The organism is Bacillus sp. FSL K6-3176, from assembly GCF_038003325.1.
In the GTDB taxonomy this organism is placed as follows: Bacteria; Bacillota; Bacilli; order Bacillales; family Bacillaceae; genus Bacillus; species Bacillus altitudinis.
On the sequence record NZ_JBBOOX010000001.1, the window covers coordinates 3431077 to 3457891 of the forward strand.

A 26815-nucleotide genomic window follows, 5' to 3' on the forward strand; every position below is an offset into this window, starting at 1 on the left:
TGACTACCCTCTTTTTTCTTCCAGTTGTTTCTGTTTTTCTTTCTCTATTTTTCTTTCAACCGAATGAATTTCATGTTCTAATGAATGGATCTCTGATTTTAAGTCGCTGATTTTCTCATCAATTCGATTCAATAGATTGGTCAGCTGTATACTTTTTATCTCTTGACTGGCGGATGCCATCTCGTTTCGAATGTCATCAAACGTATCTGCGAGATGGCCAAACCATGTATGTGAAGTCAAATCTGGATGAGTCATTTTCTTGTTAGCATCTGCCAGAGCAGACTTTGCTTCTTTTATTTCTTTTCGACACATGTTCAGTTCTATGATTTGTTCTTTTTTTATGGATATGTCTGCCTTTAACGAATACAAGGCTGTTGTATAACCGATGATAGCTCCAGACATCGTCAAACACCTCTATTCCTCAAATAGTCCTCCGTTATGTTACCATTTACTAGCACAAGAGGCATATGATTGAAAACGAATTCACTAAAAAATGAATCGTATGTATTGGGTTTTTATACCTAATTCACACGCACAAAAAAGCTGAATTCATCAACTGAATCCAGCTTTTCATGCTTATTTGAGCGAATCACCTGCTGATGCTGATGGATGATCGCTAAATGAGGTGTCTTTCTTCTCAGGGATATAATGGAGTGAAAACCCGACAAGGCTAAAAAAGGCACTTAACACCAGTGTTGGGTTTTTAAATAGGTTCGTACTAGCAATGATCATATCTCCCTTTTGCAAGAGTATCCCTAGTATTTGACCGAATACCAACAACGTTCCTGACGTTAGGAATAGGACAAGCAGCACTTTAAATAAGAATTCCATCAATACTCTCATCTGTTTCTCCTTTCTATACGGGAAGTATCTCCATTCCAATGAGCCAGCCAATACCAACGATCGGAAGCATATAATAGAGGATCAGTGGGATAAAGGTTTTTTCTGGTCTGGCCCCTGCAAGACCCGAAGCAATGAAAATTGATCCTGATGCAGGCGGGGAAGCGCCTTCAGTTGATGAAAAAGCAAGAATGGCAACTACAGCCACAACTGGGTCCACTCCAACTGAGATTAAAGCTGAAAATGAGACAAGCCCAACTGCTGTTAATGTCGCTGTTGAAGATAGAGGGCCTGCCACCAGTGTGACAAGAACACCCACAATGAGCACCATGAGCCATTTCGGAATGGCAAGTACTGATGTGATTTGCGTCAAATCATCTGCGAGCCCTAATTCAGCAAGCACTTGACTAGCAGCCACTGCAAACAGCATCAAAGCGCCAATCGTTGTGAATTTAGGAATGGCTGATTTGAAAAATTGAGACCAATCTAAAGCAGACGCCTTGCTTCTTCCAATTGTTAGACTAATTAATATCATGAGAATCGGAATCCACGTAATTAAAGAAATTTGATCCATTGCCTCCGGTCCGATGTTTGGATTACTTTTTAAGTAGTTTGCAAACGGACCAATGGTGATCATGATAGGAATCAAGGCACCGAAAAAAATAAAGATCGACTTCCACCCTTGTTTTACCGCTTCCCAGAAAGGAAGAATATCATCTGGCGGCATGGCCTGAATTTTATTCTTTTTCACCAGAAGATACACCAAAATAAATCGGTATACGACTTGATACAGTCCTCCTATTAGAAGGGCAATATATAAATCTCCCTCAGATACAAGGGCGGCAACTGGTGCAAACCCAAGCATGATAAACATGGAAGAGTTCGGAGGCAGTGCCGCTCCAAGTCCGCCATTCCCTGCTAGAATCGTGGCCGTATGGGTCCGGCTCCACCCGGATTTAATCATCCAAGAGGCCGTGATAGAGCCAGTCGCAGCTGTGTTTGCAGAATTTGAACCTGAAAGAGCGCCTAACACTGCTGAACCTAACGTACTCATATAAGCCGCTCCACCAGGAAGTTTGCCTACAACCGAATTTAGGATTCGTAAGAGTGCATGAATTAATTCCAACTTTTCGATTAAATAGGCCATGAATACAAATGCGACAGCTGCATAAAGCACCTCATATGTGGATGCAAATATTAAACCATCCCAGAAAAGTCTTAACGCATCTAATCCGCCAAATAATGTGGTCGCAATAAAGCCTAGTAGCATGGCTTCTCCCATATTCCGTTTCACGACGACATTCCATATAATGATGACAGCTATGAACACAATCAACGCAATAAAACCCATATCGTTTCTTCGCCTCCCCTTTATTAAATAAAACGCTTACAATTTATTCCCCTTGCTGCATCACGTCAATGACTTCTTCCCAGCTAGCAGGTTTTACCCCGTCAAATCGTTCAGCAAAGTGAAAGTCTGCTAATCTCTCAAGCTTCTGTTGTGCTGCCCGAGACATACTGGCATCAATCTCTGCTTCATCTAGCATTTCAATAGAGCCAAGCAGCTCAACCGCCCGTCTTTTTGCATGCAATGCACTCCCTGTCACAAGACGGTTCATGGTCTCTTCAAAACTTTTGCTATCGATTGTATCGCTTAGTGAAGAAATCACTTGATGTTCCACATTATATTTTTTGGAAATTTCCAAAAATTCAATCAAGAGACCGACAATCCCCTTCATATAAATGCTTCTGATTAGCTTTAGTGCCGAAGCATCTCCTGGCTGGTCACTAATTTTTGTGATATTCATGCCATAAGCATTCATCACTTTCATGAATTGGTCAACTCCACTGCCGCTTGCCGTGATCGGAACCTTGTGTTTGTTGATTGGAAGAGGCCCTAGCATGGCGGCATCTACAAATAGAGCTTCTTGCTTTTCAATTTCGTTTGCTACTTGTTTTTTGATGTCTGGTGTTGATGCCGATACATCTACATATAATTGATTCTTTTTCAAACTTCCCGATACGGATTGTGCCACTTCTAAGGTTTTATTCGCTGGCACAGCTGCAATCACAAGATCAGATTTCTCAATGACTTCGCTAATACTGCTCGTTAATTGAACGCCTGTTTGCGATGCTTTTTCTTTCAACGAGCCAGCTAATTTCTCACTTAGTAATAGGACATCATACGCATAAAATTGGTCTAATCCTTCTGTTTTCAATCCCGTTGACAGCTCATATGCTGCTTCACCATATCCGATAAAGCCTATTTTCATCACCGATTCCCCTATCCTTGAAATTTTTTCATTCTGCCTTCCAGCCATGCCGGTGCTAAGAGACTGATGTCTTGCTTTCCTTCGTCCACATACTGTTGAATCGTTTTTAATCTCTGATGTTCATACGCTTGTTTCTCTTCCGCTAGTGTCAGCAGGTGTTCCGCCTTTTCCTTTGGAACGATGACGACTCCATCATCGTCAGCAATCACTAGATCACCTGGGGCTACTTTGACACCGCCGCACGAGATGGTTTGATTCAATTCCCCAGGACCATCTTTAAAAGGTCCGTTTGGCATAAATCCCTTGCTGTAGATTGGAAAAGCCAGCTCCTCTAAAGAGAGTTTGTCGCGAACAAGCCCGTCAATCACGATTCCTTCTATTCCTACAGCCTTTGCTGAATGTGCCATCAATTCCCCTAAATAGGCATGACCCTTATGGTCTTTTCCATCAACAATCAGTACATCTCCTTCTTTAGCAGAGTAGATCGCTTGATGAAGAAATAAATTATCCCCTGGCCGTAAGCTAACAGTAAAAGCTGTGCCGACTACATTCATGCCTTTCGCAACTGGTTTGATTTGATGATCCATCGCGCCGGTGCATCCCATTACGTCTGACAGCAAGGTCGAGTTAAGCTTTTTTGCCCTAGCGATAAGATCATTTGACACGAAATGAACAGTACTCATTGTTTCCATCATCCCCTTTGAGTTATATTCATTACACTTATTTTTATTAAAGTAATATTTATTACTTTCGTGATATGATCATACCACCTCATTTTCAATTAGTAAAGCGCTTTCAAAAATAAAAAAATGAGTTCCACACGACTAATGTGTTGTGTGGTAACTCATTTTCGTTAACATATGATTGATTTGATCTAAACGTGGTTTTGTTCTTTCAGGATCATTCATCGCTAAGGCACTTAAAATGTAATCGACGATAAAGATAGCAGATACGACAGAGTTATGAGAGCCTACACTTGCTGAGGAACATGGTAATACATATTGTGCATATTTGGTTAATGGAGAGCTGTAGCTGTCTGTAATTAAAAGGACTTCCACCCCATAAGACTTCGCTGCTTCCATCAAATCTTTCATACGCTTTGCATAGCGCGGATAGCTGACAGCTATAATGAAATCACCCGAGTTGAAATGAACCAAATCATCCACCCAGTCGCTTTTGTCTGCATCAATGTATTGGCAATTCCCCAATAACCGATTGATTCCGAGTGACAGATACTCACCAACAGGTCTTCCACTTCGAACACTTGTACACAAAACGTGGCGTGCGCTGGCTATTTTCCCAACAATCTGCTGAAAGGTTTCTTCCGTGATATTGTCTAGTGCATACTGGATATTTTGAAATTGCAGTTCTACATGGTCATGCAGGAGCTTATTTTTATTTGAATGCTTGAGATTCGCTTCAAGTCTCGTTTGAGGGTCGGCTTTATGCTTCATAGCTGATTGAAGCTCTTTTTGGAATTCAGAAAAACCGGAATACCCCACAGCAGCAGAGAAGCGCATGATCGTTGCTGTACTCGTCCCGACTTTTGACGCCAATTTATCGACAGTTAAAAAAGCGACTTCCATTGGATTTTGTACGATATAATCTGCAATTCTCCTCTGCGCATCGGTTAATTCCACGACCTTATGCTGAAGTTTATATATTAAATCCTCCATTATAGCACCTGCCTATCCTATCGGCTTTATCTACGATTCGTGTTTTCTTTTCACTCTTTATTGTACACATTTGGACAAAATAAAAAAACAGCCAGCACGAATCTATCGTACTGACTGCTCTAGTCGAGATGCTATTTTATAGTGCTTGAGCTGCTGTAATCAGCGCAAGATTGTAAACGTCTTCGGCATTACAGCCTCTTGAAAGATCGTTTACTGGCTGATTTAGACCTTGTAGGATTGGACCTACAGCTTCAAAGTTACCTAAGCGCTGGGCAATTTTGTAGCCAATGTTTCCTGCTTCAAGGCTAGGGAAAACAAATACGCTAGCATCGCCTTTGATGACGGAATCTGGTGCTTTTTTCGCTGCCACTGAAGGAACGAAAGCTGCATCGAATTGGAACTCTCCATCAAGAACAAGCTCAGGTGCTTTTTCTTTTGCAATGCGAACCGCTTCAGATACTTTGTCTGTTTCGTCTGATTTTGCTGAACCTTTTGTAGAGAAGCTAAGCATTGCTACACGTGGTTCGATGTCAAACATTTTTGCTGTGTTTGCACTTTCGATCGCAATTTCAGCAAGATCTTGGCTGTCTGGTGCAATGTTGATCGCACAATCAGCAAACACATATTGCTCTTCGCCGCGAGCCATAATGAAGACGCCAGAAGTTTTCTTTACGCCTTCTTTTGTTTTAATGATTTGAAGTGCTGGGCGCACTGTGTCAGCAGTTGAGTGTGCTGCTCCGCTTACAAGGCCGTCTGCAAGGCCTTTATACACAAGCATTGTACCGAAGTAGTTTTCATCCAGTAATGCTTTTCTCGCTTGCTCTTCTGTCGCTTTGCCTTTACGTCTTTCGACGAAAGCTTGTACAAGATCGTCAAAACCTTCATATGTATGAGGATCATACACGTCAACACCATCAAGTGTAAGACCTAATTCTTTTGCTTTTGCTTCTACTTCTTCCTTCTTACCTACAACAATTGGCTGCAATACTTTGCCATCTGCTAGTTTTTGAACGGCTGTTAGAATGCGTTCGTCCATTCCCTCAGGAAAAACGATCTTAACTCCTTTACCTGCAACCTTTTCCTGAACTGTTGAAAAAATATCTGCCACTTCAATACCCTCCTTGATTTTACAAAAAAAGCGTTCTCTTTTAAGCATACTCTTCTTCTACATAAATTCAAACTACCAACTTACATTATAGCGCTTACAATTTAAATTCTTATTTTTCAAACTAATTAAATCAATTTCTAGAAAAGCGTTTTCGTCGTTCAAGTTTTGATCACATCTTCATTTGGACAAACTATGTTATAGTTGGAACAGATGGAAAACTGTAAATAGGAGTGAAAGAAATGAGCGAACAACATACAACAAATGAAGCAGCTCAAACACTAGATGGCTGGTATGCGCTGCATGATTTTAGAACGATCGACTGGACAGCTTGGAAGCTGCTGACAAGCGATGAGCGTCAAGCCATCATTCATGAGTTCACAGGTCTATTAGAAAAATGGAAAACAGCCGAGCACCATCAGGCTGGAAGCCAAACAATCTATAGTATTGTCGGCCAAAAAGCAGATATTATGCTCATGATTTTACGTCCGACCATGGAAGAACTAGGTGAAATTGAACTTGAATTCAACAAGACACGACTAGCTGAGTTTACGATTCCAGCTTATTCTTACGTGTCAGTTGTTGAACTCAGCAACTACTTAGCAGGAGGCGGAGATGGCGGAGACCCTTACGAGAACCCGCATGTACGTGCGCGCCTCTATCCAGAGCTTCCTACTTCTCAATATGTCTGTTTCTATCCAATGGATAAAAGACGTTCTGGCAATGACAACTGGTACATGCTTTCAATGGATGAGCGTAAATCCCTTATGAGAAGCCATGGCTTAATTGGCAGAAGCTATGCTGGGAAAGTAAAACAGATCATTACAGGTTCTGTTGGCTTTGATGATTATGAGTGGGGCGTCACTCTTTTCGCTGATGATGTGCTTCAATTTAAAAAATTGGTTTACGAAATGCGATTTGATGAAGTGAGTGCACGTTACGGCGAATTTGGTTCCTTCTTTGTTGGAAACCGATTAGCAAACGAGCAGCTAGCGTCTTATTTCCATGTATGATAAACTCTTAAGGCTTCGGATCTCTCCGAAGCCTTTTTATGTATTTGTTTAGAAAGGTGATCTCATCATGAAAAACTTCCCCATCGCTATTTTTGCGTTAACGCTCGGTGCGTTTTCGATTGGCATGACTGAATTTGTGATCATGGGACTTTTGCCAAATGTCGCAAATGATCTCCATGTATCTATTTCTGCTTCAGGTCAACTGATTACCGGATATGCACTCGGTGTCGCAGTTGGCGGCCCTATTTTAACGTTATCAACTGGAAAAATGTCGAGAAAACGTCTCCTCATCCTATTAATGATTCTTTTCGTGGCGGGAAATGCTGTCGCCGCTGTATCGACTTCTTATGGTCTCTTGATGGTTGCACGTATTTTAACGTCATTTGCTCATGGTACCTTCTTTGGTGTCGGCGCCATTATGGCTGCACGGCTTGTTCCTAAGGAGCGAAGCGCAAGTGCGATCAGCTTCATGTTTACAGGACTGACAGTAGCCAATGTACTGGGTGTGCCATTTGGCACCTTTATCGGAAATCAATTCGGCTGGCGCATGTCATTTCTCGTCATTGCCGTCATTGGTCTCATTTCCTTAATCGGTATAATCAGTTTAGTACCAAATCAATCGAAGGAAGAAGTATTAGATATTCGAAATGAAATATCGGTGTTGAAAAAGCCGCAGGTTCTCGTCTCCTTTGCGATGACGATATTCGGTTTTGCGGGTGTGTTTACCGCCTTTACGTATATCAGCCCGATCCTACTGCAAGTGACTGGCTTTCAGGAAAACGGGGTCACCCTCATTCTTGTCCTCTTTGGGCTTGGGGTCACCATTGGGAATTTAGTCGGCGGAAAGCTTGCCGACTGGAAGCTGATGCCGAGTATAATCGTGACACTTATGATGCTGATGGCTGTCCTGTTGTTATTCACATATACATCTGCCTTTAAAGTGCCTGCCGTGCTGACGATTTTTGTTTGGGGAATTATTTCATTTATTCTCGTTCCTACCTTGCAATACCGCACGATGAACATGGCACATGAAGCCCCGACACTCGCATCAACGCTCAGTCATTCTGCCTTTAATATTGGAAATGCAGGCGGTGCAGCGCTAGGCGGTCTTGCTATTGAAATCACACATTTACAGCTTGTCCCGCTCTTTGCGGCAGGCGTGACATTCATTGGATTGATCATTACGATCATGAGCTATCAGTCAGATAAACGAATCAAAAGGACCTGAGGGCAGGTCCTTTTTCTATTTCACCACGGTCATTTTTGGCTCTTCTATTTGTTTCACACGTTCCTGAATGGGATGAGTAAAGGAATGCTCTGACAAGACAATATGGGAGACCGTTTTTGTGAAGCCAGACACATCTTGAATAAAGGCTTCAATTTCTTCAAGAGAAGAAACAGACAGCTTAATGAAAAAACAGGACTGTCCTGCCACTCGATAAGCAAAGAACGCACGTGGATGCTGGTTCATAAATGTCACAAAACGCTGATACTCCCCATTTAATACGGTGACTTCCAGTAAACAGTCTATCATCAGACCCAGCTTTTTATAATTGACTTGAACAGAATACCCTTCGATAATCCCTGCATCCTCTAGTTTTCGCACTCTTTCTGCTACCGCAGGCGCCGATAAATTCACTCGTTTGGACAATTCCCTCATTGATAAGCGGGCATCTTCTCTCAATTCGTTTAAAATATCCACATCCACATCGGTGATTTTCATTCGTTACGCTCCTATCCCAAAATCGTTCCATTTGAAAAGTATTTTATGATGATACTTATGATACGAAATGTAAAATAAAACTAAATAATGGTAGAATTTATTTTAACGGAATTGAATGAAAAAGCAAGTATGGAGGGATCACTTGATGAAAGAATCTTTAGACAGCCAGGCTTCTAAAACATTTCCCATCACACTTGCCATTGCACTCACACTTGGCGTTTTTGCGGCGGGATCGGAGGAACTGGTGATTTCACCACTGCTGCCTGATTTATCAAACTCCTTTCAGCACTCTCTTGATGTTCTCGCTCTTTCCATCAGCATTTATGGGTTAGCTGTGCTGGTTGGAGCTCCGCTACTCGTTCCTTTAGGGGACCGATATTCAAGAGAGCTGTGTTTGATAATTGGGCTGTCCTTCTTTTTAATTGGAACAGTGATGTGTGCTGCTGCCCCAAATTTGGCCGTGTTTTTTGCAGGCCGTGCTATTTCTGGGCTGGCGACAGGTGTATTTGTGCCAACAGCCTATGCTCTTGTGGGCGACCGGGTTCCATACGAATACCGCGGCAAAGTGATGGGACTCATTGTATCGAGCTGGTCTCTTTCTCTTGTCCTTGGTGTGCCCATTGGCGCCTTTATCGGCCAGAGTTTAAACTGGCGCTGGACGTTTTGGATCTTCGCTATGATGAGTCTCATTGTCCTGCTGCTCGTCATCCTTGAATCAAGAAAACAAGTCAGAGCAGCTGATCCGAAGGCACCTCAAGCTAGAGAGAAAACAGGCTCTTTATGGGGAGCTTTGAAAATTGATCGCGTGCCTGCCTATTTGACTGTGACGTTTTGCAATATGCTTGGATTTTACGGCATGTACTCGTTTTTAGGTGCTTATTTGCAAAGTCTGTTTGATGGCGGACAATCAACAGCTGGACTTCTTATTATGGCTTATGGCGTCGGCTTTTCTATGAGTATGTTTACTGGAAAATTAGCAGACTGGTTCGGTAAAACCCGTTCCCTTGTCTTTGTGCTGGGTGGAATTGCGCTTGTTCTAGCCTTGCTTCCTTATGCGCCATTCTCGTGGATGTTGCTGATTTTCGCCCTATTTATTTGGGGGGCTATGCAAAGCTTATCTGTCACGCTTCTAAGCACCGTTCTAAGCGACTGCTCTCAAACCCATCGCGGCAAAGTGATGGCTTTTTACAGCCTGGCCTCCAACCTTGCTGTTATGCTCGGTTCCGCACTGATGGGACCCGTTTATGTCCATTTCGGATATCATACGGTAGGTCTTGTCTGTGCATTGATCACACTTGTTGGTTTTATCATCAGCTTTGGCAGCTATAAACGAGAACGTGCCTTACAGAAAAAACAGCCAACTACTCTTGAAACGTAAGCACATTTCACTGCACATCTCGATATGTGCAGTTTTTTAGATCAATTTTTAATATCATCGTAAAATACATTTTTTATAAAATTTGTTGACAATTGCCAATTTTAAATTTTATAATCTAGTAAAAATTTGAAAAAGATTGGATGGTAAACATGATCCTAAAGAATGATGATGTGTTTCATTTCAAAGAAGAGCCTATCCCTTCACCCAAGATGTTTACAGTCAACACACTAGGCCCTAAGGGGACAAGCAGTGAATACGCAGCAAAACATTTCATCTCTCAATCCACCACTACACTCGGCACTCATACGAAACTATCCCTTTATGACACATTCGAAACTTGCATTGAACATACTCTCTCTCAACCACTTCAATTTACTCTCGTTCCACACGCATATGAAGGCATCAAACACTTCTACATGAGACCAGATCTACAGCTTTTACAAATTTTCAGATGTGACACGCCCATGTATGGTTTGGCTGTCAGACCTGATTTCCCATTCAATGAACAAATGCTCCACCATTTAAAAATTGTCTCACATCCTGCACCTGTCAATTTAATTCAATATTTCATTCACCAAAATGCTGAATTTGAACTTGTTAATTCTACAAGTACTGCCGCGCAGAAAGTAAGGGACGGCGAATTTGATTTTGCTTTAACGAATGAGGTGGCAAGAGCCACATATGGCCTCATCTTCATTCGAACGTTTAAAAGTATACCCATGAGCTGGTCCATATTCGGAAAAGGAGAGATATAAGATGCAAACTGAACAAAAGACGCAAGAACGATATTTTCCTCAAGCGAAAAAATTAGAATGGGATAATGGCGTTATCCAATATTCCACTGTAAGAGGCGGTACGGAAGTGTTAATTTCATACGTCCCTCCCCGCACGATCATTGAACCTCACGAACATCCCGAAGCACAAATCGGTATTGTATTAAAAGGGGAGCTTCAAATGACTGTCGGCCAATCGACTCAACTGCTCACCCCATTAGAATCAGCCTATATCGCACCACCGTTTGTCCCTCACGGCGCTTCAAATCTGACAGATGAAGAAGTGATCGCCATTGATATTAAGAGATTAAAGGATGACGAAGAATATACAGCGCCCCCCACTTATTTCTTAGACATTTTCAAAACACGGGATTTACTCCCTGGCATGGAAGTGACTTTTTTTGTGGAGGATTGGATGGAGCTGATGATTGCCAATATCCCTGGAAACGGCGGAGAAATGCCTTTTCATAAACATAGAAATGAACAAATCGGCATTTGCATCAGCGGAGGGTATGATATGACGATCGAAGGCTTTACAGAAAAGATGGAATTTGGCACCACCTATTTCTGTGACCCAAGGGAAGATCATGGGGCCATCAATCCAAAGCCAGAAGCATCAAAGTCTATTAATCTCTTCTTCCCTCCCCGCTATAATCGCTTGAAGCCAAAGGCATCTAAGGTGAAGAAATGAAGCTGGATGGAAAAGTTGTCCTCATTACAGGAGGTGCGTCGGGGATTGGGCTTGCTGCCGTCAAGCTCTTCCTCGAGCATGGAGCAAAAGTAGCTGTCGCTGACATCAATGAAAGCAGCGGCAACCAACTCATTGAATCATTGCCGCATGAGCACCTTGCATTTTTTAAAACAGATATTACGAAGGAGTCTGACTGTCACCAAACCGTTCAGAACGTGCTGAGCCGATTCGGTGCCATTGATGTCCTCATTAACAATGCAGGCATCGAAATTGTCTCACCTATTCATGAGATGGCACTGGAGGATTGGCATCGTATTCTTCAGGTCAACCTGACCGGCGTCTTTCTCATGAGTAAGCATACATTGCCGCATATGCTTGAAAAGAAGAGTGGAAGTATTATCAATACCGGATCTGTCGGAGGTCTTGTGGGCTGGCCTGACATTCCGGCATACAATGCAACAAAAGGCGGTGTCATTCAGCTCACCAAATCAATGGCCATCGACTATGCCGCTCATCAAATCAGGGTAAATTGTATTGCCCCTGGCATCATTGATACGCCACTAAATGAAAAGTCCTTTTTAGACAATCACACAGAAAGTCTCGAGATCGTCAAAAAGGAAAAAGCAAAGGTGAATCCTATGCTGCGGCTTGGAAAACCTGAAGAAATTGCTGGCGTGATGCTGTTTCTCGCCTCTGACCTATCCAGCTATATGACTGGAAGTGTCGTCACTGCAGATGGCGGTTACACCGCTAGATAAAAGGAGTGCTTTCATTGAGTAAAAAAACTGTACTTGTCATTGCTGACTTAGGAGGGTGCCCGCCCCATATGTTTTATGAAAGTGTGGCGGCATCGTATCATATCGTTTCTTATATCCCGAGACCCTTTGCGATTACAAAGGGACATGCCGAGCTAATCGAAAAATACTCCATTGCGGTCATCAAAGACCGTGATTATTTTGAGACACACCCTTCTTTTGAACACCCTGATTCTATTTACTGGGCACATGATGATTATCCGAAATCAGAAGAAGAGGTTGTGGAAGACTTCATTCAAGTGGCTTCCTTTTTCAAAGCAGATGCAATCACCACCAATAATGAATTATTCATTGCACCGATGGCAAAGGCCGCTGAACGTCTTGGGCTACGAGGTGCCGGTGTCAAGGCAGCCGAAATGGCGCGTGATAAAAGCCAAATGAGGGCTGCATTCAACGCCTCTGGCGTCAAAGCGGTGAAAACTCAGCCTGTCACGACTTTATCTGATTTCCAAAAAGCCATTGAGTCTATCGGAACACCGCTCATTTTAAAGCCTACATATTTAGCCAGTTCTATTGGCGTCACCTTGTTTCATGACAAAGCCGGAAGTGATGACTTGTTTTTACAAGTACAATCGTATTTGGAAACCATACCAGTCCCAGACGCTGTCACGTATGAAGCACCGTTTGTCGCTGAAACGTATTTAGAGGGTGCTTACGAAGATTGGTATCAAGATGAAGGTTATGCTGATTATGTCAGTGTAGAAGGGCTGGTCGTAGAGGGCGAATATCTCCCTTTTGTCATACATGATAAAACCCCTCAAATCGGTTTTACAGAAACGGCTCATATCACTCCGACGATCTTAGACAATGAAGCCAAGCAAATCATCATTGAAGCAGCAAGGAAGGCAAATGAAGGGCTAGGTCTTGAACATTGTGCAACCCATACAGAAATCAAACTCATGAAAAATCGAGAAACTGGACTGATCGAATCAGCGGCTCGATTCGCTGGCTGGAATATGATCCCGAATATTAAAAAGGTCTTTGGCGTCGATATGGCCAAGCTATTGATTGATGTATTAGTTGATGGAAAAAAGGCTGTACTGCCAAAACAGCTGCTTTCTGGACATACATTTTATGTAGCGGACTGCCACCTGTACCCTCAGCATTTTAAAGAGAGTGGGCATATCCCACCTGAATCCACACATATCACCATTGATCATGTGTCTATTCCGCAGGAAGCATTCGTTGGAGATACTGCGATTGTCAGTCAATCATTCCCTGCCAAAGGGACTATGGTGGATCTTGCTTTATTTGAAGCTTTTAATGGAATCGTATCTCTTGAATTAAAAGGATCATCCTCACAAGACGTTGCCGCGTCCATCCGCAACATTCAGAAACAGGCAACGATTCAGTTAATGGATGAATTAGTGAAGGGATAGAAAGAGAGGCTGCTGTGGTGAAAATGTTAGCATCTAAAATGATTGAACGGCTGCCTGAACAGAAATTCGGCACCGTCTTTGAAAAAATTGCTCAAAAGACAAAAAACGGAGCAAACATCATGAATCTAGGTCAGGGAAACCCTGATCTACCAACTCCTCCCCATATCGTGAGTGCCCTACAGGAGTCAGCGGGTGTTTTGCCATTTCAACAATATGCCCCTTTTAGAGGCTTTGACTTTTTCAAACAAGCCATTGCAGATTTTTATAGATCGGAATTCGGTGCTGAGATTGATCCGCAGAAGGAAATTGCTCTTTTCACTGGCGGAAAAACGGGGCTGTATGTCATGAGTCAGTGTCTGCTTGATCCAGGAGATATCGCACTCGTTCCCGATCCAGGATACCCTGAATATCATTCAGGCATTTTGATGGCGGACGCCAAGCCATACAGTATCAAACTTGAAGAGAAAAATGGCTATTTACCAGATCTCTCCTCAATTGATCCTGACATAGTCAAAAAAGCAAAAGTACTGTTCTTGAATTATCCGAATAACCCCACGGGTGCTGTTGCAAATGAGGCATTCTTTGAAGAGGCTGCTGCCTTTGCGGCCACTCACGAGCTGTATGTTATTCATGATTTCGCCTATGGTTCATTTCATTATGAACAAACACCCGTGAGCTTCATGAATACTCCTCTCGGGAAAAGTGTAGGAGTGGAATTATATTCTCTATCAAAGACTTTTAATATGGCAGGATGGAGAGTCGCTTTTGCTGTTGGAAATGAGGAGATCATCCAAGCCATCAACACCTTCCAAGACCACGTGTTTGTCAGTATGTATGGCGGATTTCAACACGCTGCGACTGCTGCCTTGCAAAGTGATGACTGTCATATTCAATCATTAAGGGCGATATACCTTGAACGAATCAATTTCTTCATCCGGCAAGCGGCGAGAAAGCTTGGCTGGACAATCGAACGTCCACCCGGCGCCTTTTATTTATGGGCTCCGATTCCTGATGACTTTGAACATTCTCATGCCTTTGCTGACTATTTACTCGAACATGCCGATGTTGTCGTCACGCCCGGAGGAGTATTTGGAACCAATGGAAGCCGTCATGTACGCATTTCAATGGTTGCCCCGATTGAGGAGCTTGCTCTCTTTATCGACCGCCTGTCCATCCTCCCCATTCGATTTCATCAAAAAACCCGCCTATAGCGGGTTTTTTTCAGTTTATATACTTTTCATCGTTCCACCGTCTACGGAGATTTGTTGACCTGTGATATAAGAAGCTTCCTCTGATGCCATAAAAGCTGCCAATGACGCCATCTCACTCGCTGAGCCCACTCTTTGCATTGGAATACCTGATGCGACAGCTTGTACAGCCTGCTCTCGTGACAATGCCTGATTCGTCATCATATTGCCGATAAATTGTTCATACCGATCGGTTGCAATAAAACCTGGATTTAAACAATTTACCGTAATACTAGACGACGCGAGCTGTGTCGCTGCATTTTTACTGGCATTAATAATCGCTGCATTCATCATACTATTCGTAAACATTTGTTCACCAGGTTCCTTCCACAGGTTCCCGACAATTTGAATGATCCGTCCATATTCATGTCTTTTCATCAATGCGGCTGCACGCTTCATTGTATCGACGTAAGCGATGGCTTTTTGGGAGAAAGCATCCAGCATCTGGTCAGTTTCACATGAATCAAATGTATCTGGCTTTCCTCCTGGAATGTTATTGATCAGCACATCGAGTCTGCCAAACTCCTTTTCTATTTCTTCAAAGGCTTCCGACCTCACTGCTTCAAGCGACATATCTCCACAAAATAGAGACAGCGGTTCCTTTGTTTCTGTCATATCTTGAATGTGCTGTTTCGTCTGTTCAAGTGAGGTCATATTTCTAGAGTTGATGATCACCTTCATATCGCTCTGAGCGGCAAGTTTTATTGCGATTGCCTTTCCAATGCCTGTACTTGCCCCTGTTACAAATGCAATTCTTTTAGACAAACTCATCCACATCCCTTTTCATCAATATACATAAAATGACACATACAGAATGTATTTCAACAATAAAAGACCTTTCTCCTGCGAAAGGCCTCTCTTCTCTATTTAAATGTCGTTTCCCAATTAAATCCGATCGACTCATCATTCCACGCAATTCTCTTCTCATCTGGGTTTTTTGGGTCGTACGATTCTGTTGTAAAATACACAATCTGCAGCGGCGTCTCCCCTAATACGCGGTAGCCATGGGCAACTCCCTTTGGGATGAGGAGCAGCATCGGATTATCTTCTCCCATATAATACACATCGGTTTGATCCTTTGTCGGAGAATCTTCTCTCAAATCGTATAAAACGACCTGTGCATGACCTGCTGGGAAAAACCAAACATCGTCTTGTTTTTCATGATAATGAAAGGCTTTGATGACTCCTGGGAAACTTTTCGACCACGACGCCTGCCCAAAGCGCTTCAGCATCGGTTCGTCATCTCGAATAAGCTCTGCGAAAAAGCCGCGATCATCACAATGTTTCATGAGTTTTTTCGTTTGTACACCATCAATCATGCTGCTCGAATCTCCCTTCTTTCTGCAAGTATTCATGAAGTGAATCTTTCCAATGTCTTGGCTTCCAGCCTGTCGCTTCAATCGCTTGCAGATCTAAAACAGAGTAGGCGGGCCGAGGTGTTTGGAAACCATACTCTTCAGTGGAAATGGGTTCAATTATCGTAGACAGACCGCTTGCTGCCACAATTTCTGTCGCAAAGTCAAACCATGAACAGCTAGCTCGGTTACTGACATGATAAATACCTGCTTTCTGGTCAAACAAGTGAATCAAAGCTTCTGCGGCATCCTTTGTATAAGTAGGAGACCCTAACTGATCATTGACGATGCGCAAATGATCCTTCGTTTCAGCCAGTCGAAGAATGGTATTCACAAAATTATGTCCCTCATGTCCATAAAGCCACGATGTCCGAATGATCTTCACTTCATCTGACACAAGATGAATCAATTCTTCTCCAAGTTTTTTACTCTTTCCATAAATGGTTTGTGGATCTGCTTGTGCGTCGATTTGGTAAGGGGTATCCGCTTGCCCATCAAATACATAATCTGTGCTGACATGTAACACATCAGCCCCTACGTTCTTAGCCTCAAGCGCTGTATAGTAGGCGCCAATCCCATTCACAAGATAGGCTTTTTCCGTTTCTATTTCGCATTGATCCACAGACGTATAAGCAGCCGCACTGACAACAATATCCGGACGGAAATGTCTCATTGCATGTCTGACTGCCTGTTGATCTGCGATATTCAGCATACTCCTTGTTAAAGCAATGACGGTGATGTCTTTTTCTTTCAGCTGTTTCGTCAATTCTTTCCCTAATTGGCCGCCTGCACCGGTGATTAAAACTTTCATCGGTCACCCTTCTTCACTTTGATCATATTTGGCACGATACCAATCGATCGTTTTTTCGATACCTTTTTCGAATGAAGTTGCCTGCATCCAGCCGAGCTCTTCTTTTAGCTTACTGGCATCAATGGCATACCGCCTGTCATGCCCTTTCCGGTCTTGAATAAACGCGATTTGGTCATGAGAGATGCCTAGATGTGTGAGAATGGTTTTGGTTAAATCAAGATTTGTTTTCTCGTTGCCTCCGCCAATATTGTACACCTGACCGGCTGTTCCGTTTTCTACTACTTGTTTTACGGCTCTCGCATGATCCTCTACATAGAGCCAATCGCGAATCTGCTGGCCGTCTCCGTAAATCGGAATCTTTTCACCATTGACCGCTTTTCTAATAATGGTTGGGATTAATTTTTCTTCATGCTGATAAGGTCCGTAGTTGTTGCTGCATCTTGTGATCATGGCGGGTAATTGGTGGGTGTGGATATAAGATTTCACAAGCAGGTCTGAACTTGCCTTGCTTGCTGAATAAGGATTATTCGGTGAGAGTGGTGTTTGTTCTGTGAAAGCAGGATCATCCGGCTCCAAATCTCCATATACTTCATCTGTGGAAATATGAATGAGTTTATTCGCCTTTCCCTTTAAGACAGCTTCAAGCATACGATAGGTACCAAGGACATTTGTTTGGATAAAGGGTTCTGCTGACTCAATACTGCGATCGACATGTGATTCTGCTGCGAAATGAATGATGGCATCATAGGCTTCATCAAATACTTGATCTAGTTCGTCTTGTAGCGTGATATCTCCTTGGACAAAACGGACATGAGGCAGCTTTGATAAATATTCCATCTCCTCTGGATGACTGGCATATGTTAATTTATCAAATACGGTAAGCCGGACATCAGATTCTTGAAGTAGCAGCTTCACAAAATTCAGTCCAATAAACCCTGCTCCACCTGTAATTAAATAAGACTTCGTCATTCGTATCCCTCTTTTTCCTTCATCGTTTCAAACATTTTTGTTGATGCTTCGTGGAGAGATTCATGAGTTCCTGCATCAATCCACCACCCTTTTAACATATCATAGGTCAGCTGGCTATTTGAGATGTAGAGATTATTCACATCAGTAATCTCTAGTTCACCTCGATCTGACGGCGAGATTTCCTCGATATATTGAAAGACGTCTTGATCATAAAAATAGATGCCTGTGACGCAGTAAGATGACGTCGGGTGCTCTGGCTTTTCTTCTATTGATAAAATTCGGTGATGAGCAGGATCAATTTCTGCAATGCCAAACCGTTTTGGATCTGCCACCTCTTTCAATAAAACCTTGGCTCCGCTTTCTTGTTGCCTAAAGGCGTCGACAAAAGGGCGTAATGAATCTTCAAATACATTATCACCAAGCATCAGCACAAATTTTTCCCCATGAGCAAAGGGCTTTGCATAGGATAAACCATCGGAAATACCAGACGCTTCTGGCTGTACTTGATACACAATGTTCATCCCAAGTTCACGATCATCTTCCAGTAACTTTTGAAACAACGGAATTTGTTCTTCCTGTGAAATCAGCATCACATCTACAATTCCTGCTTCTTTCAGTTTGAATAATGACCAATAAATCATCGGGTATGGACCAACCGGCAGCAAGTGTTTGTTGAAAATCTTCGTTAATGGTGCCAGCCGTGATCCCTTTCCTCCTGCTAAAATAACTCCCTTCACATCTACACATCCTTATGTTCTTTTTGGTGTGAATTCATGAGGTGTATAAGAATGTTTTTCACTCGTTCGATTCCTTTTCCATCAATGAGTGAACGTCCATTAAGATGAATGCTTCTGCGGAGAAAATAGCTGTCAGACAGTTTTTGAACAGCTTGCAACAGGTCTTTTTCTTCCACAAGGGCACCTAATCCAAGGTGAAAACAAGCGCCCTTTTGCGCAAACATGCTCGCTGTCACTGCTTGGTGGTCTACTTGCGATAGGACAATGCTGGGCACCCCGATACAAATTACCTCATATAACGTCATACCGCCTGCTACGATAGCCACATCAGCTTCTGATAAAAGAACCGGTAGTTGATCTGTATGTTGAATGAATTGGATATGTTCCGCCTCTACTTGCTCTTTGATGTGAGAGGCTTTTCCTGCGACCGCTAAAATGTCTAGGTGATTTGTTTGAAGAAGCGCCGATACAGCCTTTGATAACAGGCCGCACGGATCACTGCCCCCAAGGCTGATGACCACCTTTTTACATTCTTTCCGAACCTCATATGTGTCTTTGAATCGATTAATCTCGTGATCTAACAATAAATAGGGCGTTCCATGATAATAAGCCGTGCCATTAAGCTGCTCGTGCTTCCCGTCCAGACCGCCATAAATGCCGTTTATGACCGTGTCTGCAAGCTGACAGGCTTCCTCTCTTTTTTCCTCAAATAAGACCAGCCTCGCACTATCGCAGGAATCTTTGATCGTTTGAAGAAACTGAAGATCACAATCAAGGACATCTATGACTAAAAGGTCAGGCTTTAGCTTTTTGATGTCTTGTTGGATTTGTAGAAGCGCATTCGACTCATGCACCATCTGAACGTGCCACTCTGGGTTCGAAAGCATTTCTACACAAATCTGATCATTTGTATAGAAATATAAATCGTTCCCTTCCTGAAGCAGTTCTTTTGCCAAACGTTTCATTCTGACGACATGACCCATTCCTCTTAAAAAACCCCCATAAACAACAATCATGATTTTTTTGTTCATTCAGCATCCTTCTGTCTCACAGATTGATTCAAACGAACAATGTCTGGATGTTGTTCACAGATGGAAATGAGCTCAGCTGTCGGCACAGCAATAGAACCACCAGCTTTCTCTAATAAACGGGTAGCAAACACATAATCTTCTTCTGTATCAATCGTGAATCGATAAGCAGGATATGCAAGTTCTTTGGGCGGTGTGAATAATTGAAGGTGAAATTGCTCGGGATGCTTTCTGATATACAGCGTGACATGCTCACGTTCTGAATAAGTGAGGGGAAATTTGTCGATTTCACATAAAATAGATGCCTCAATCATTTCCCCGGAAATACCGAGTGGTGTTCCGTTCGTATATGTGTAATCAGCCTTTTCCTGTCTATGTTTTTCAAGCATTTTCGACAAAAGCGAAGGATCTATAAATGGATTGTCTCCCGTTAAACGTACAACCGTTTTAGGTTCAAATTGGCGGACAATCTGCGCAAACCGCTCAAGCACATCTGCCTCACTGCCTCGAAACACCTTATAGCCCTTTGACATACAATATTGAGCCAAATAGTCATCCTCTGGCTCGACCGTTGTGGCAATCATAAGGTTTTGCATGTTGTGATGGTAATCATCTGATTGCTTCACCCGCTCCACAATCAAATCAATCAGCGCCATGCCGCCGATCGGTTTCATCACTTTTTTAGGCAGTCTTGTTGACCCCATCCTAGCCTGAATGACAAAAAGCACATCATGCATCATCATGAGACTCCTGCTGCGTCAGTACGTCTTTCCACGAAACGCCTGTATGAGCTGGGATGTCTCTCACAGCCATTGTGCCAAGTAGAACCGGCATATATCGCGGATGCAACCCCTGATTTTTTTGTCCGGGGCGCAGCACGGCTACATTTTCTGACGTGAGGGTCTCACCCTTTGCAATGCCTTTTGTCGTAAAAATTCCTCGATACGCAAATTCTCGAATCTGTCCTTCAATGGCTGTTGTCGTTTTATAAGAACTGCCAAGAAGCTCCTCTGGTAATGAATGAACGTCTATTTCTGCTTGATTCCGCTGCTTTTCTGCTGCTCGAATGTGCTGAACCATTTCCTTTAATTCTTCAGGATTAAGAGCAAATGAATGATCCGCTCCGGGTAATGTTTTATCTATTGTAAAATGTTTTTCAATCATTGCTGCCCCGAGCTTCACAGCGGCTACTGGCGCTTCCGTCGGGTGTTCACTATGATCTGAGAAGCCAATGACTGCTTCAGGGAAAGCGGATCTTAAGGTTTGAATCACCCGCAGGTTCGTATATGCTCTAGGCGCTGGATACTTTGCCACACAATGCATGATAGCGACTTGCTTATTTTGCTGGCTCGTAATCGTTTCGTATGCTTCATGAACATCTGCAATGGTGGCTCCAGCTGTTGAAAAAATGATCGGCTTTTGAAAAGAAGCCGTATGACGCAAAAGAGGCAAATGGTTGATTTCATAGGATGCCAGTTTAAAAGCAGGCGGATTCGTTTGATTCAATAAATCAGCCGATTCTTCGTCACACACGGTGCTTAAAAACATCAGTCCTTTTTCCTTACAACGTGTCAATAAGACAGGCAGCCATTCTGGCGGCAGCTCCATTTGTTCCACTAAAGAAAAAATAGACACTTCTTCTCCTTTGGCCGTTTCGTATAACCCCGGTTCCTTTTGATACATCCGATCCGCTTGAAACATTTGAAACTTCACCGCATCAGCCCCTGCTTCTTTTGCCACATCAATTAAAGCAAGTGCCTGATCCAGCTTTCCATCATGGTTAATGCCTGCCTCTGCAATGATAAAGACAGGCGCATCATCTCCCACTTTGCGATCTCCGATATAGAAATGCGCCATCTTACCTCTCTCCTTTTTTCGGCCACACATGGTAATACAAAAAGGCATTTGTTGTTCTAAACCCCATCTTTTCGTACAGCTGGATGGCTGTCGTATTATGAAGCTGTGTCCCCGCAGAAATGAAGTGATGCCCTCTGTCATGAGACACTTTCATCATCTCAATAAACAGCTTTTTTCCGATCCCTTTTCCTTGAACATCCGGTCTAATCGCAAAAAGCTCAAGCCCCATCTCATTCCCCTTTGTCATACCTTGAATCAAGCCAACCACTTCATCATTTACCTTGGCAACGAGGTTGATATCTGCGCGTCCGAGTAGGTTGTTTCTCATCCACTCCTGATAAAAATGCTGAACAACACGCTGGTCTAAATATGGATCAAGGGCATAACGACTTTTCACAAAAGCCTGATCACCTAGTAAGACCGCCTCATCGTAATCCTTTTCATCTGGCACACCCATCACCACATCTTGATCTGATAATGGCATCTCCATGAGAGCAGGCGGTGCCTCAAGCCTAGTGAGACCACCGACATAATACACATGGGATAGTTTTTGAACAATGCGGTTTTTTTCAAGATCAGCTGCCTCAAGACGTAAAAAGAAAAAATCACATTTTTCTGTTCTCATCCAATTGATGAATCTCTCCATCAATTCTTTAAAGAGCGGCGCTGATTCAGCTTCCACAAACTTCACATGAAAAATATGCTTGTCAAAAATGCCGCTCTCCCATTTGGACCATTCGTATAACAGCACTGCTTTGAGCTTAGCGCCGCTGACAAGAGCAAACTGCTTGAATCCTGCCATGCGTTCCGCTTCATGACCATATGTTTTCAGCCAAGCTGCCAGCACCTGATCGTCTATTGCATGAACGACTTTCATGAAGAGGCCTTCTTGTCTTTCAAAATAGACACGACTGCCGTGATGACATCCTGCACATCTTCATCTGTCATACTTGGATAGAGCGGGAGCGAAAGCGTTCGTTTGTAATAAGTGAGTGCCTCAGGGAAATCCTCTGGTGAATAGTTGTAGGTCTCTTGATAATATGGATGCAAGTGAACGGGAATAAAATGAACACTCGTGCCGATTTTATATTCCTTTTGCAGCTGATCAATCATGTCATCGCGTGTGATCAGTGCTTCTTTTGGATCAACTTGCAGCACATATAAATGCCACGCATGTCTTCCCTCATCATGTACAGGCGGCAAGATGAGACCAGCTTCATGTTGAAATGCCTGATTGTATGTCTTCGCAATCTGTTCTCTGCGTGTCTGCATCTCCTTCAACCGGCTTAGCTGAACGAGCCCTAACGATGCTTGCACGTCAAACATGTTCATTTTATAGCCCGGTTCCTCGACCTCGTAATACCATGTTCCCTTTTCTCCATAACGATTCCACGCTCCCTTACTCATCCCGTGAAGCGCCAGCCTTCTGATTCTAGCCGCAAGGGCATCATCATTTGTCGTCAGCATGCCGCCTTCACCAGTCGCTATGTTTTTCGTTGCATAAAAGCTAAAAGCGGTCGCATCACCAATTGATCCAATCGGTTGATCGTGATAGGTCGTATAAAGGGCATGAGCGGCATCCTCCAGCACGAACAAATCATACTTTTTGGCAATCGCTAAAATTCGGTCCATATCACACGATTGACCAGCAAAATGTACAGGGACAACCGCTTTTGTATGTGGTGTGATGGCCGCTTCTAATTTCTCCGCATCTAGATTGAGTGTCGCCGGATCAATATCCACGAAAATAGGGGCTGCCCCCGTATGGATGATTGTATTGGCTGTTGCGCAGAACGTCAGAGGCGTTGTGATGACCTCATCACCAGCTCCAATGCCTCTCGCCTTTAACGCTAAAAATAGAGCAGCTGTACATGAATTCACTGCTATTGCGTGCTTCGCTCCAGTCAGCTGCCTAAACTCTTCTTCAAACTGTCTCACTTTTGGTCCGGTGGACAACCAGCCGGACTTTAATGTTCCAATGACTTCATCAATTTCTTCCTGTTCAATAAAAGGCAGTGCATAAGGAAGAAATTGTGCTCTCTTTTGTCCCATATCGCTTGCACACCCCTATCTTCATCTCTGAAAATCCACGCCTGTTTTTGTTTTGAGCAGAGAAAGCAGAACATCGGTCGATTGTGCATGCGGATAATGTTCTTGAATGAAACGAGCCCCTTGCTGTTTCGCCAGCTTCATTTCTTGTTCATCCGATAAAATACGGATCGCTTTCTCGGCCAGCTCAATAGGGTTTTCCATGTGGCAGCTGCCAAGCGACTCGTAATAAGGGTATCTTCTGCCTTCTGTCATTTTTCCAATCAGTACACTCTTTTTAAAGAGCATTGCTTCCAGACCAACTGTTGATGTGAGCGTAATGACCATATCCATATACGGCAGGAGGTCATACAAGTCGATCTCTTTTTTAATTAATCTCACATGGTTCCCCGCGCGCTCAATCGCTGTATAGTCATTTAAACGATTTCGAGCGATTTCCCACGGGTGCGGCTTCATAATCAGCTGAATGTCTTTCCGTTTTGCAATCGTTTTAAGAATATCACCGTAAAAGGCTTCTGAAAACGGCTGTGTCGCCACGAGCACAGTCTTTTTGGCAGGGTTGAAGTTCAATTTACGAAAGACCACTTCCTGTTGAAGCGGTGTTCGCTCCTGCACCAAATCAAATCTCGGGTGACCTGTGATCTCCACCTGCTCAGGCTGACAGCCTTTATCTACATACCAGTCCTTTTCATATTTTCCAAACACTCCGTGGCAGGTGGTGAAAATCGGCAAAAAGGCTTCGTCTCCCATGAGCGCACCGTGCTGAAGACAAATACTTGTGAGATGGCGCTTCACGGTTTGCAAGGCGAGCACACGGCTATAAGCATCCTCCGTCGTACCAACCACTACAGCTGTGATAGGCTGCATCTCAAATAGCGTTTCTATTTGGTCAATCACATCAATAAATTGCACAATGTCCTTCCGAAGCTTTTCTCTAAAAAAGACATTGCCAAAGACAGGATGCTGGGCGTAAGGTTTCAATAGAGCATTTGCTTTTTCAATATATTCAACATGGGCTTCTTTATTAACCTCTCCGGCTAATTCCGGCTTGCTGATCACTGGTAATCCGAAATAATCAGCCTTCTTCCAGCGCGCGAGCACCACTGTTTGGTTCGGATGGAACCGCGTGTAATTTTGTTCAGTAAAACGTAAGTGTTCAAAGTGAAGAAGCACCTTTCCATGACTCGGACGATAAGGGGTACGCTTGATCTGCTGTTTATGCTGATCAAAAAAGGGCTGAATGTCTTGCGGCTTTGGACAAGTCGTTGACAGCTCTTCACCAAACGCCTCATCTTCCATACGTTCTCTCACTTCTGGGCTGATGTATTGATAAAAATTACTGATTAACCCAAGGGGTATATGGCGATAGGATAAGTCTTTCATCAGATTCACATACTCAAAGTACACTTGCCAATAATGATGAATATAATGCGACACTTAAGGTCACCTCCCATGTCTCTGTTTTAATATATGGCGGAGCTCCCTGCAGGTAGACTGCGGAGGAAGTGCTTGAATAAAATCGCTTTTCTCATCTTCTGCCAACTGATAATGAATAGACTGTTCTGTGATGTAGTTTGTATCCAATACCTCATCAAAAGGGTAGAACGGATAAAAGTGATTTAATCTAAAAAAGAACCGGGCATCTCCTATTCGATAAAAATGCGGACTCTCGTCCCAGTAGGATCCAAACTCAGCACGAATCTTTGTTAAAATGGATGCACGATGTACAACCGAGCAGTGATCAATGGCACAAGGTGCATTCCACTGCACCGTTTGCGCAGGTCGAATCGTTTCCTTTACTGGCTCTTTTTCGCTATTTAAATAGATAACTTTTGAACTAGAATAGACAATTTCTTCATTCGGACGAGCATCTAAATATTTCGTGAGCTTCTCTAAACGGTCTGGTGCATAGACATTGTCATCTGTGGCATAGGAAATATACTCGCCCTTTGCCTGTTCTAATGCTTGATTAATGAGGACGGCATAGCGTGTTTTCGCCGTTCTTTCCTCCAGCGTTTTCACCCCGCTTTGGATAAAATGGACGCGTGGATCTTTACGGAAAGGCTCAATAGCAGCAAGGGTTTGTTCGTTTGATCCATCATCCATGATAAAAAGTTCAAGGTCTGACAAGGTCTGCTGCAGCACCGCTTCAATTGATCTGCCAACGTAGGCCGCTTTGTTGTAGCTCGTCATAATGACCGTTACTTTCGTCAATTTTTTCACCTCGGTCTCTTTTAAACTATGGTTATCATATGTGTCTCCTCTTAAAGAGACTGTAGAGTGACCTATTTTTTATAAAATTGGATTTTTTTCATGATCTACCTTTGAAAAACGTAAAAATTTTGGTAATATAAGTAATCATTTATGTGTATTAAAGGAGTAAAGAACATTGGAGTATATGAAGAGTGATCTCTCCCAAGAAGAGGAAGCAAAAGGTTTTTTTCGATTCTTTAAAATTTTTGTCGCGACAAAAACGATTATTCGCTCATATGAACATACCTCTATTCCCATGTGGCTGATGATACTCCTTGCAAGTATCGCTGGTACAAGCTGGATGTACGAAGGGTATTTTAGTGAGTATATGGGCAATCATATTCCATATCCTTTTATTCTGTTACACGGAGCAGGTTTTGGTATTTTAGTAGGCAATTTTCTTCTATTTTTCGGTTCATTCATTTTACAGTGGTTAGGACGACTGTTTTTTGGCAGTAAAGCGCCGTATCGAGATGTGCTCAAAGCTTGCACACTGACGGTCATTTTTCCTTCCACCTTATTTGCTCTTACTTGGATTATTACTGTGGGGTTGCTTGGTCCGTATACATTTGTGAAAATCTCACCCTATTTAGACCAGCACTATGAAGTATGGTATTATCTCAGCGTTTTACCACTGGTTGATGCGTATACCAAGGCATGGATATTTGGGATGGCTGTTTTAGGCCTTGTTGCTGTGATGAAGCTGAGAATATGGCAGGCCTTTATCATTGCCATCGCACCGATCGCCTTATTTTTTCTCACGATGACCCTTCTCTATGACGTCCAGCGGGCTATGAATTGGTTGATGTAAAGAGGCATTCCTTAAATTGTTGGAAACCTTTG

General features: G+C 43.1%; 29 protein-coding genes. 9 read left to right on the top strand and 20 right to left on the bottom strand.

Features of this window, described 5'->3' with window-relative positions:
* Positions 1 to 3: 3 nt before the first annotated feature.
* The 7 genes from MHB38_RS17860 to pta form a co-directional block, all read right to left on the bottom strand.
* Positions 4 to 402 carry a YwqH-like family protein gene (locus MHB38_RS17860; RefSeq protein WP_138826637.1) on the bottom strand — a complete coding sequence of 133 codons (399 nt, stop codon included), beginning with the start codon at positions 400 to 402 and terminating at the stop codon, positions 4 to 6.
* 174 nt (positions 403 to 576) lie between these two features.
* Complete coding sequence (locus MHB38_RS17865; protein WP_017360098.1) at positions 577 to 843, bottom strand: hypothetical protein; 267 nt, start codon at positions 841 to 843, stop codon at positions 577 to 579.
* A 13-nt stretch (positions 844 to 856) separates the two neighbouring features.
* Positions 857 to 2191 carry a TRAP transporter large permease subunit gene (locus MHB38_RS17870; RefSeq protein ID WP_025208160.1) on the bottom strand — a complete coding sequence of 445 codons (1335 nt, stop codon included), beginning with the start codon at positions 2189 to 2191 and terminating at the stop codon, positions 857 to 859.
* Positions 2192 to 2234: 43 nt separating this feature from the next.
* Positions 2235 to 3113, bottom strand: coding sequence for a prephenate dehydrogenase/arogenate dehydrogenase family protein (locus MHB38_RS17875; RefSeq protein WP_025208161.1), 879 nt, complete (start codon positions 3111 to 3113; stop codon positions 2235 to 2237).
* 11 nt (positions 3114 to 3124) lie between these two features.
* Complete coding sequence (locus tag MHB38_RS17880) at positions 3125 to 3796, bottom strand: RraA family protein (RefSeq protein ID WP_079919313.1); 672 nt, start codon at positions 3794 to 3796, stop codon at positions 3125 to 3127.
* 141 nt (positions 3797 to 3937) lie between these two features.
* Positions 3938 to 4789 carry a MurR/RpiR family transcriptional regulator gene (locus MHB38_RS17885; protein WP_017360100.1) on the bottom strand — a complete coding sequence of 284 codons (852 nt, stop codon included), beginning with the start codon at positions 4787 to 4789 and terminating at the stop codon, positions 3938 to 3940.
* Between the two features lie 136 nt (positions 4790 to 4925).
* On the bottom strand, positions 4926 to 5897 hold the full coding sequence (pta, locus tag MHB38_RS17890; RefSeq protein WP_017360101.1) for a phosphate acetyltransferase: 972 nt from the start codon (positions 5895 to 5897) through the stop codon (positions 4926 to 4928).
* 239 nt (positions 5898 to 6136) lie between these two features.
* Between pta and hemQ the strand changes: the two genes are divergently transcribed.
* Both hemQ and MHB38_RS17900 read left to right on the top strand, forming a co-directional pair.
* Complete coding sequence (gene hemQ / locus MHB38_RS17895) at positions 6137 to 6907, top strand: hydrogen peroxide-dependent heme synthase (protein ID WP_144683390.1); 771 nt, start codon at positions 6137 to 6139, stop codon at positions 6905 to 6907.
* Positions 6908 to 6974: 67 nt separating this feature from the next.
* On the top strand, positions 6975 to 8135 hold the full coding sequence (locus MHB38_RS17900) for an MFS transporter (protein ID WP_341004108.1): 1161 nt from the start codon (positions 6975 to 6977) through the stop codon (positions 8133 to 8135).
* Between the two features lie 15 nt (positions 8136 to 8150).
* Here MHB38_RS17900 and MHB38_RS17905 read toward each other — a convergent pair whose 3' ends face one another.
* Entirely contained in the window at positions 8151 to 8630 is a 480-nt protein-coding gene (locus MHB38_RS17905) for an Lrp/AsnC family transcriptional regulator (RefSeq protein WP_341004109.1), read from the bottom strand.
* A gap of 145 nt (positions 8631 to 8775) precedes the next feature.
* On the opposite strand from MHB38_RS17905, the gene MHB38_RS17910 reads away from it, so the two are divergent.
* The 6 genes from MHB38_RS17910 to MHB38_RS17935 all read left to right on the top strand — a co-directional run bounded on the left by MHB38_RS17910 (position 8776) and on the right by MHB38_RS17935 (position 14877).
* Positions 8776 to 10008 (top strand): MFS transporter, encoded by a 1233-nt coding sequence (locus MHB38_RS17910; RefSeq protein ID WP_046526758.1) that lies wholly within the window; start codon positions 8776 to 8778, stop codon positions 10006 to 10008.
* 149 nt (positions 10009 to 10157) lie between these two features.
* Positions 10158 to 10763 (top strand): bacilysin biosynthesis protein BacA, encoded by a 606-nt coding sequence (locus MHB38_RS17915; RefSeq protein ID WP_025208164.1) that lies wholly within the window; start codon positions 10158 to 10160, stop codon positions 10761 to 10763.
* Position 10764: 1 nt separating this feature from the next.
* Positions 10765 to 11472: a cupin domain-containing protein gene (locus MHB38_RS17920; RefSeq protein WP_017368257.1), complete on the top strand. Its 708-nt coding sequence runs from the start codon at positions 10765 to 10767 to the stop codon at positions 11470 to 11472.
* The gene (locus MHB38_RS17925) at positions 11469 to 12230 is read left to right on the top strand and encodes an SDR family NAD(P)-dependent oxidoreductase (RefSeq protein WP_056704159.1); all 762 of its coding nucleotides are present in this window, start codon (positions 11469 to 11471) and stop codon (positions 12228 to 12230) included. Before MHB38_RS17920 ends, MHB38_RS17925 begins: the two co-directional genes overlap by 4 nt.
* Before the next feature lie 14 nt (positions 12231 to 12244).
* Positions 12245 to 13666 (top strand): ATP-grasp domain-containing protein, encoded by a 1422-nt coding sequence (locus MHB38_RS17930; protein WP_046344715.1) that lies wholly within the window; start codon positions 12245 to 12247, stop codon positions 13664 to 13666.
* Between the two features lie 17 nt (positions 13667 to 13683).
* Complete coding sequence (locus tag MHB38_RS17935) at positions 13684 to 14877, top strand: aminotransferase class I/II-fold pyridoxal phosphate-dependent enzyme (protein WP_212338434.1); 1194 nt, start codon at positions 13684 to 13686, stop codon at positions 14875 to 14877.
* 15 nt (positions 14878 to 14892) lie between these two features.
* Here the strand turns inward: MHB38_RS17935 and MHB38_RS17940 are convergent, their stop codons facing one another.
* The 12 genes from MHB38_RS17940 to MHB38_RS17995 form a co-directional block, all read right to left on the bottom strand.
* On the bottom strand, positions 14893 to 15684 hold the full coding sequence (locus MHB38_RS17940; RefSeq protein ID WP_341004116.1) for an SDR family oxidoreductase: 792 nt from the start codon (positions 15682 to 15684) through the stop codon (positions 14893 to 14895).
* 92 nt (positions 15685 to 15776) lie between these two features.
* Complete coding sequence (locus tag MHB38_RS17945; RefSeq protein ID WP_135226438.1) at positions 15777 to 16232, bottom strand: dTDP-4-dehydrorhamnose 3,5-epimerase family protein; 456 nt, start codon at positions 16230 to 16232, stop codon at positions 15777 to 15779.
* Positions 16225 to 17079, bottom strand: coding sequence for a dTDP-4-dehydrorhamnose reductase (gene rfbD, locus MHB38_RS17950; RefSeq protein WP_341004117.1), 855 nt, complete (start codon positions 17077 to 17079; stop codon positions 16225 to 16227). Before rfbD ends, MHB38_RS17945 begins: the two co-directional genes overlap by 8 nt.
* Before the next feature lie 3 nt (positions 17080 to 17082).
* Entirely contained in the window at positions 17083 to 18048 is a 966-nt protein-coding gene (gene rfbB / locus MHB38_RS17955; RefSeq protein WP_108611081.1) for a dTDP-glucose 4,6-dehydratase, read from the bottom strand.
* Positions 18045 to 18785, bottom strand: a complete 741-nt coding sequence (locus MHB38_RS17960; RefSeq protein ID WP_098680518.1) for a sugar phosphate nucleotidyltransferase — start codon at positions 18783 to 18785, stop codon at positions 18045 to 18047. Before MHB38_RS17960 ends, rfbB begins: the two co-directional genes overlap by 4 nt.
* Before the next feature lie 2 nt (positions 18786 to 18787).
* Positions 18788 to 19816, bottom strand: coding sequence for a glycosyltransferase (locus tag MHB38_RS17965; protein ID WP_341004119.1), 1029 nt, complete (start codon positions 19814 to 19816; stop codon positions 18788 to 18790).
* Complete coding sequence (locus tag MHB38_RS17970; protein ID WP_202734149.1) at positions 19813 to 20553, bottom strand: cytidylyltransferase domain-containing protein; 741 nt, start codon at positions 20551 to 20553, stop codon at positions 19813 to 19815. Before MHB38_RS17970 ends, MHB38_RS17965 begins: the two co-directional genes overlap by 4 nt.
* On the bottom strand, positions 20543 to 21670 hold the full coding sequence (locus tag MHB38_RS17975; RefSeq protein ID WP_191219016.1) for an N-acetylneuraminate synthase family protein: 1128 nt from the start codon (positions 21668 to 21670) through the stop codon (positions 20543 to 20545). Before MHB38_RS17975 ends, MHB38_RS17970 begins: the two co-directional genes overlap by 11 nt.
* 1 nt (position 21671) lies before the next feature.
* Positions 21672 to 22547 carry a GNAT family N-acetyltransferase gene (locus tag MHB38_RS17980; RefSeq protein ID WP_202734147.1) on the bottom strand — a complete coding sequence of 292 codons (876 nt, stop codon included), beginning with the start codon at positions 22545 to 22547 and terminating at the stop codon, positions 21672 to 21674.
* A complete protein-coding gene (locus MHB38_RS17985; RefSeq protein ID WP_202734145.1) occupies positions 22544 to 23722 on the bottom strand; it encodes a DegT/DnrJ/EryC1/StrS family aminotransferase in 1179 nt (392 codons plus the stop codon). The genes MHB38_RS17980 and MHB38_RS17985 overlap by 4 nt, the downstream gene beginning before the upstream one ends.
* Positions 23723 to 23743: 21 nt before the next feature.
* Positions 23744 to 25156 carry a capsular polysaccharide export protein, LipB/KpsS family gene (locus tag MHB38_RS17990; protein WP_202734143.1) on the bottom strand — a complete coding sequence of 471 codons (1413 nt, stop codon included), beginning with the start codon at positions 25154 to 25156 and terminating at the stop codon, positions 23744 to 23746.
* A gap of 6 nt (positions 25157 to 25162) precedes the next feature.
* Positions 25163 to 25933, bottom strand: coding sequence for a glycosyltransferase family 2 protein (locus MHB38_RS17995; RefSeq protein ID WP_035702641.1), 771 nt, complete (start codon positions 25931 to 25933; stop codon positions 25163 to 25165).
* Positions 25934 to 26108: 175 nt separating this feature from the next.
* Here MHB38_RS17995 and MHB38_RS18000 point away from each other — a divergent pair, with 175 nt between their 5' ends.
* Positions 26109 to 26783, top strand: coding sequence for a YIP1 family protein (locus tag MHB38_RS18000; protein WP_008343625.1), 675 nt, complete (start codon positions 26109 to 26111; stop codon positions 26781 to 26783).
* The last annotated feature ends 32 nt before the right edge of the window (positions 26784 to 26815 follow it).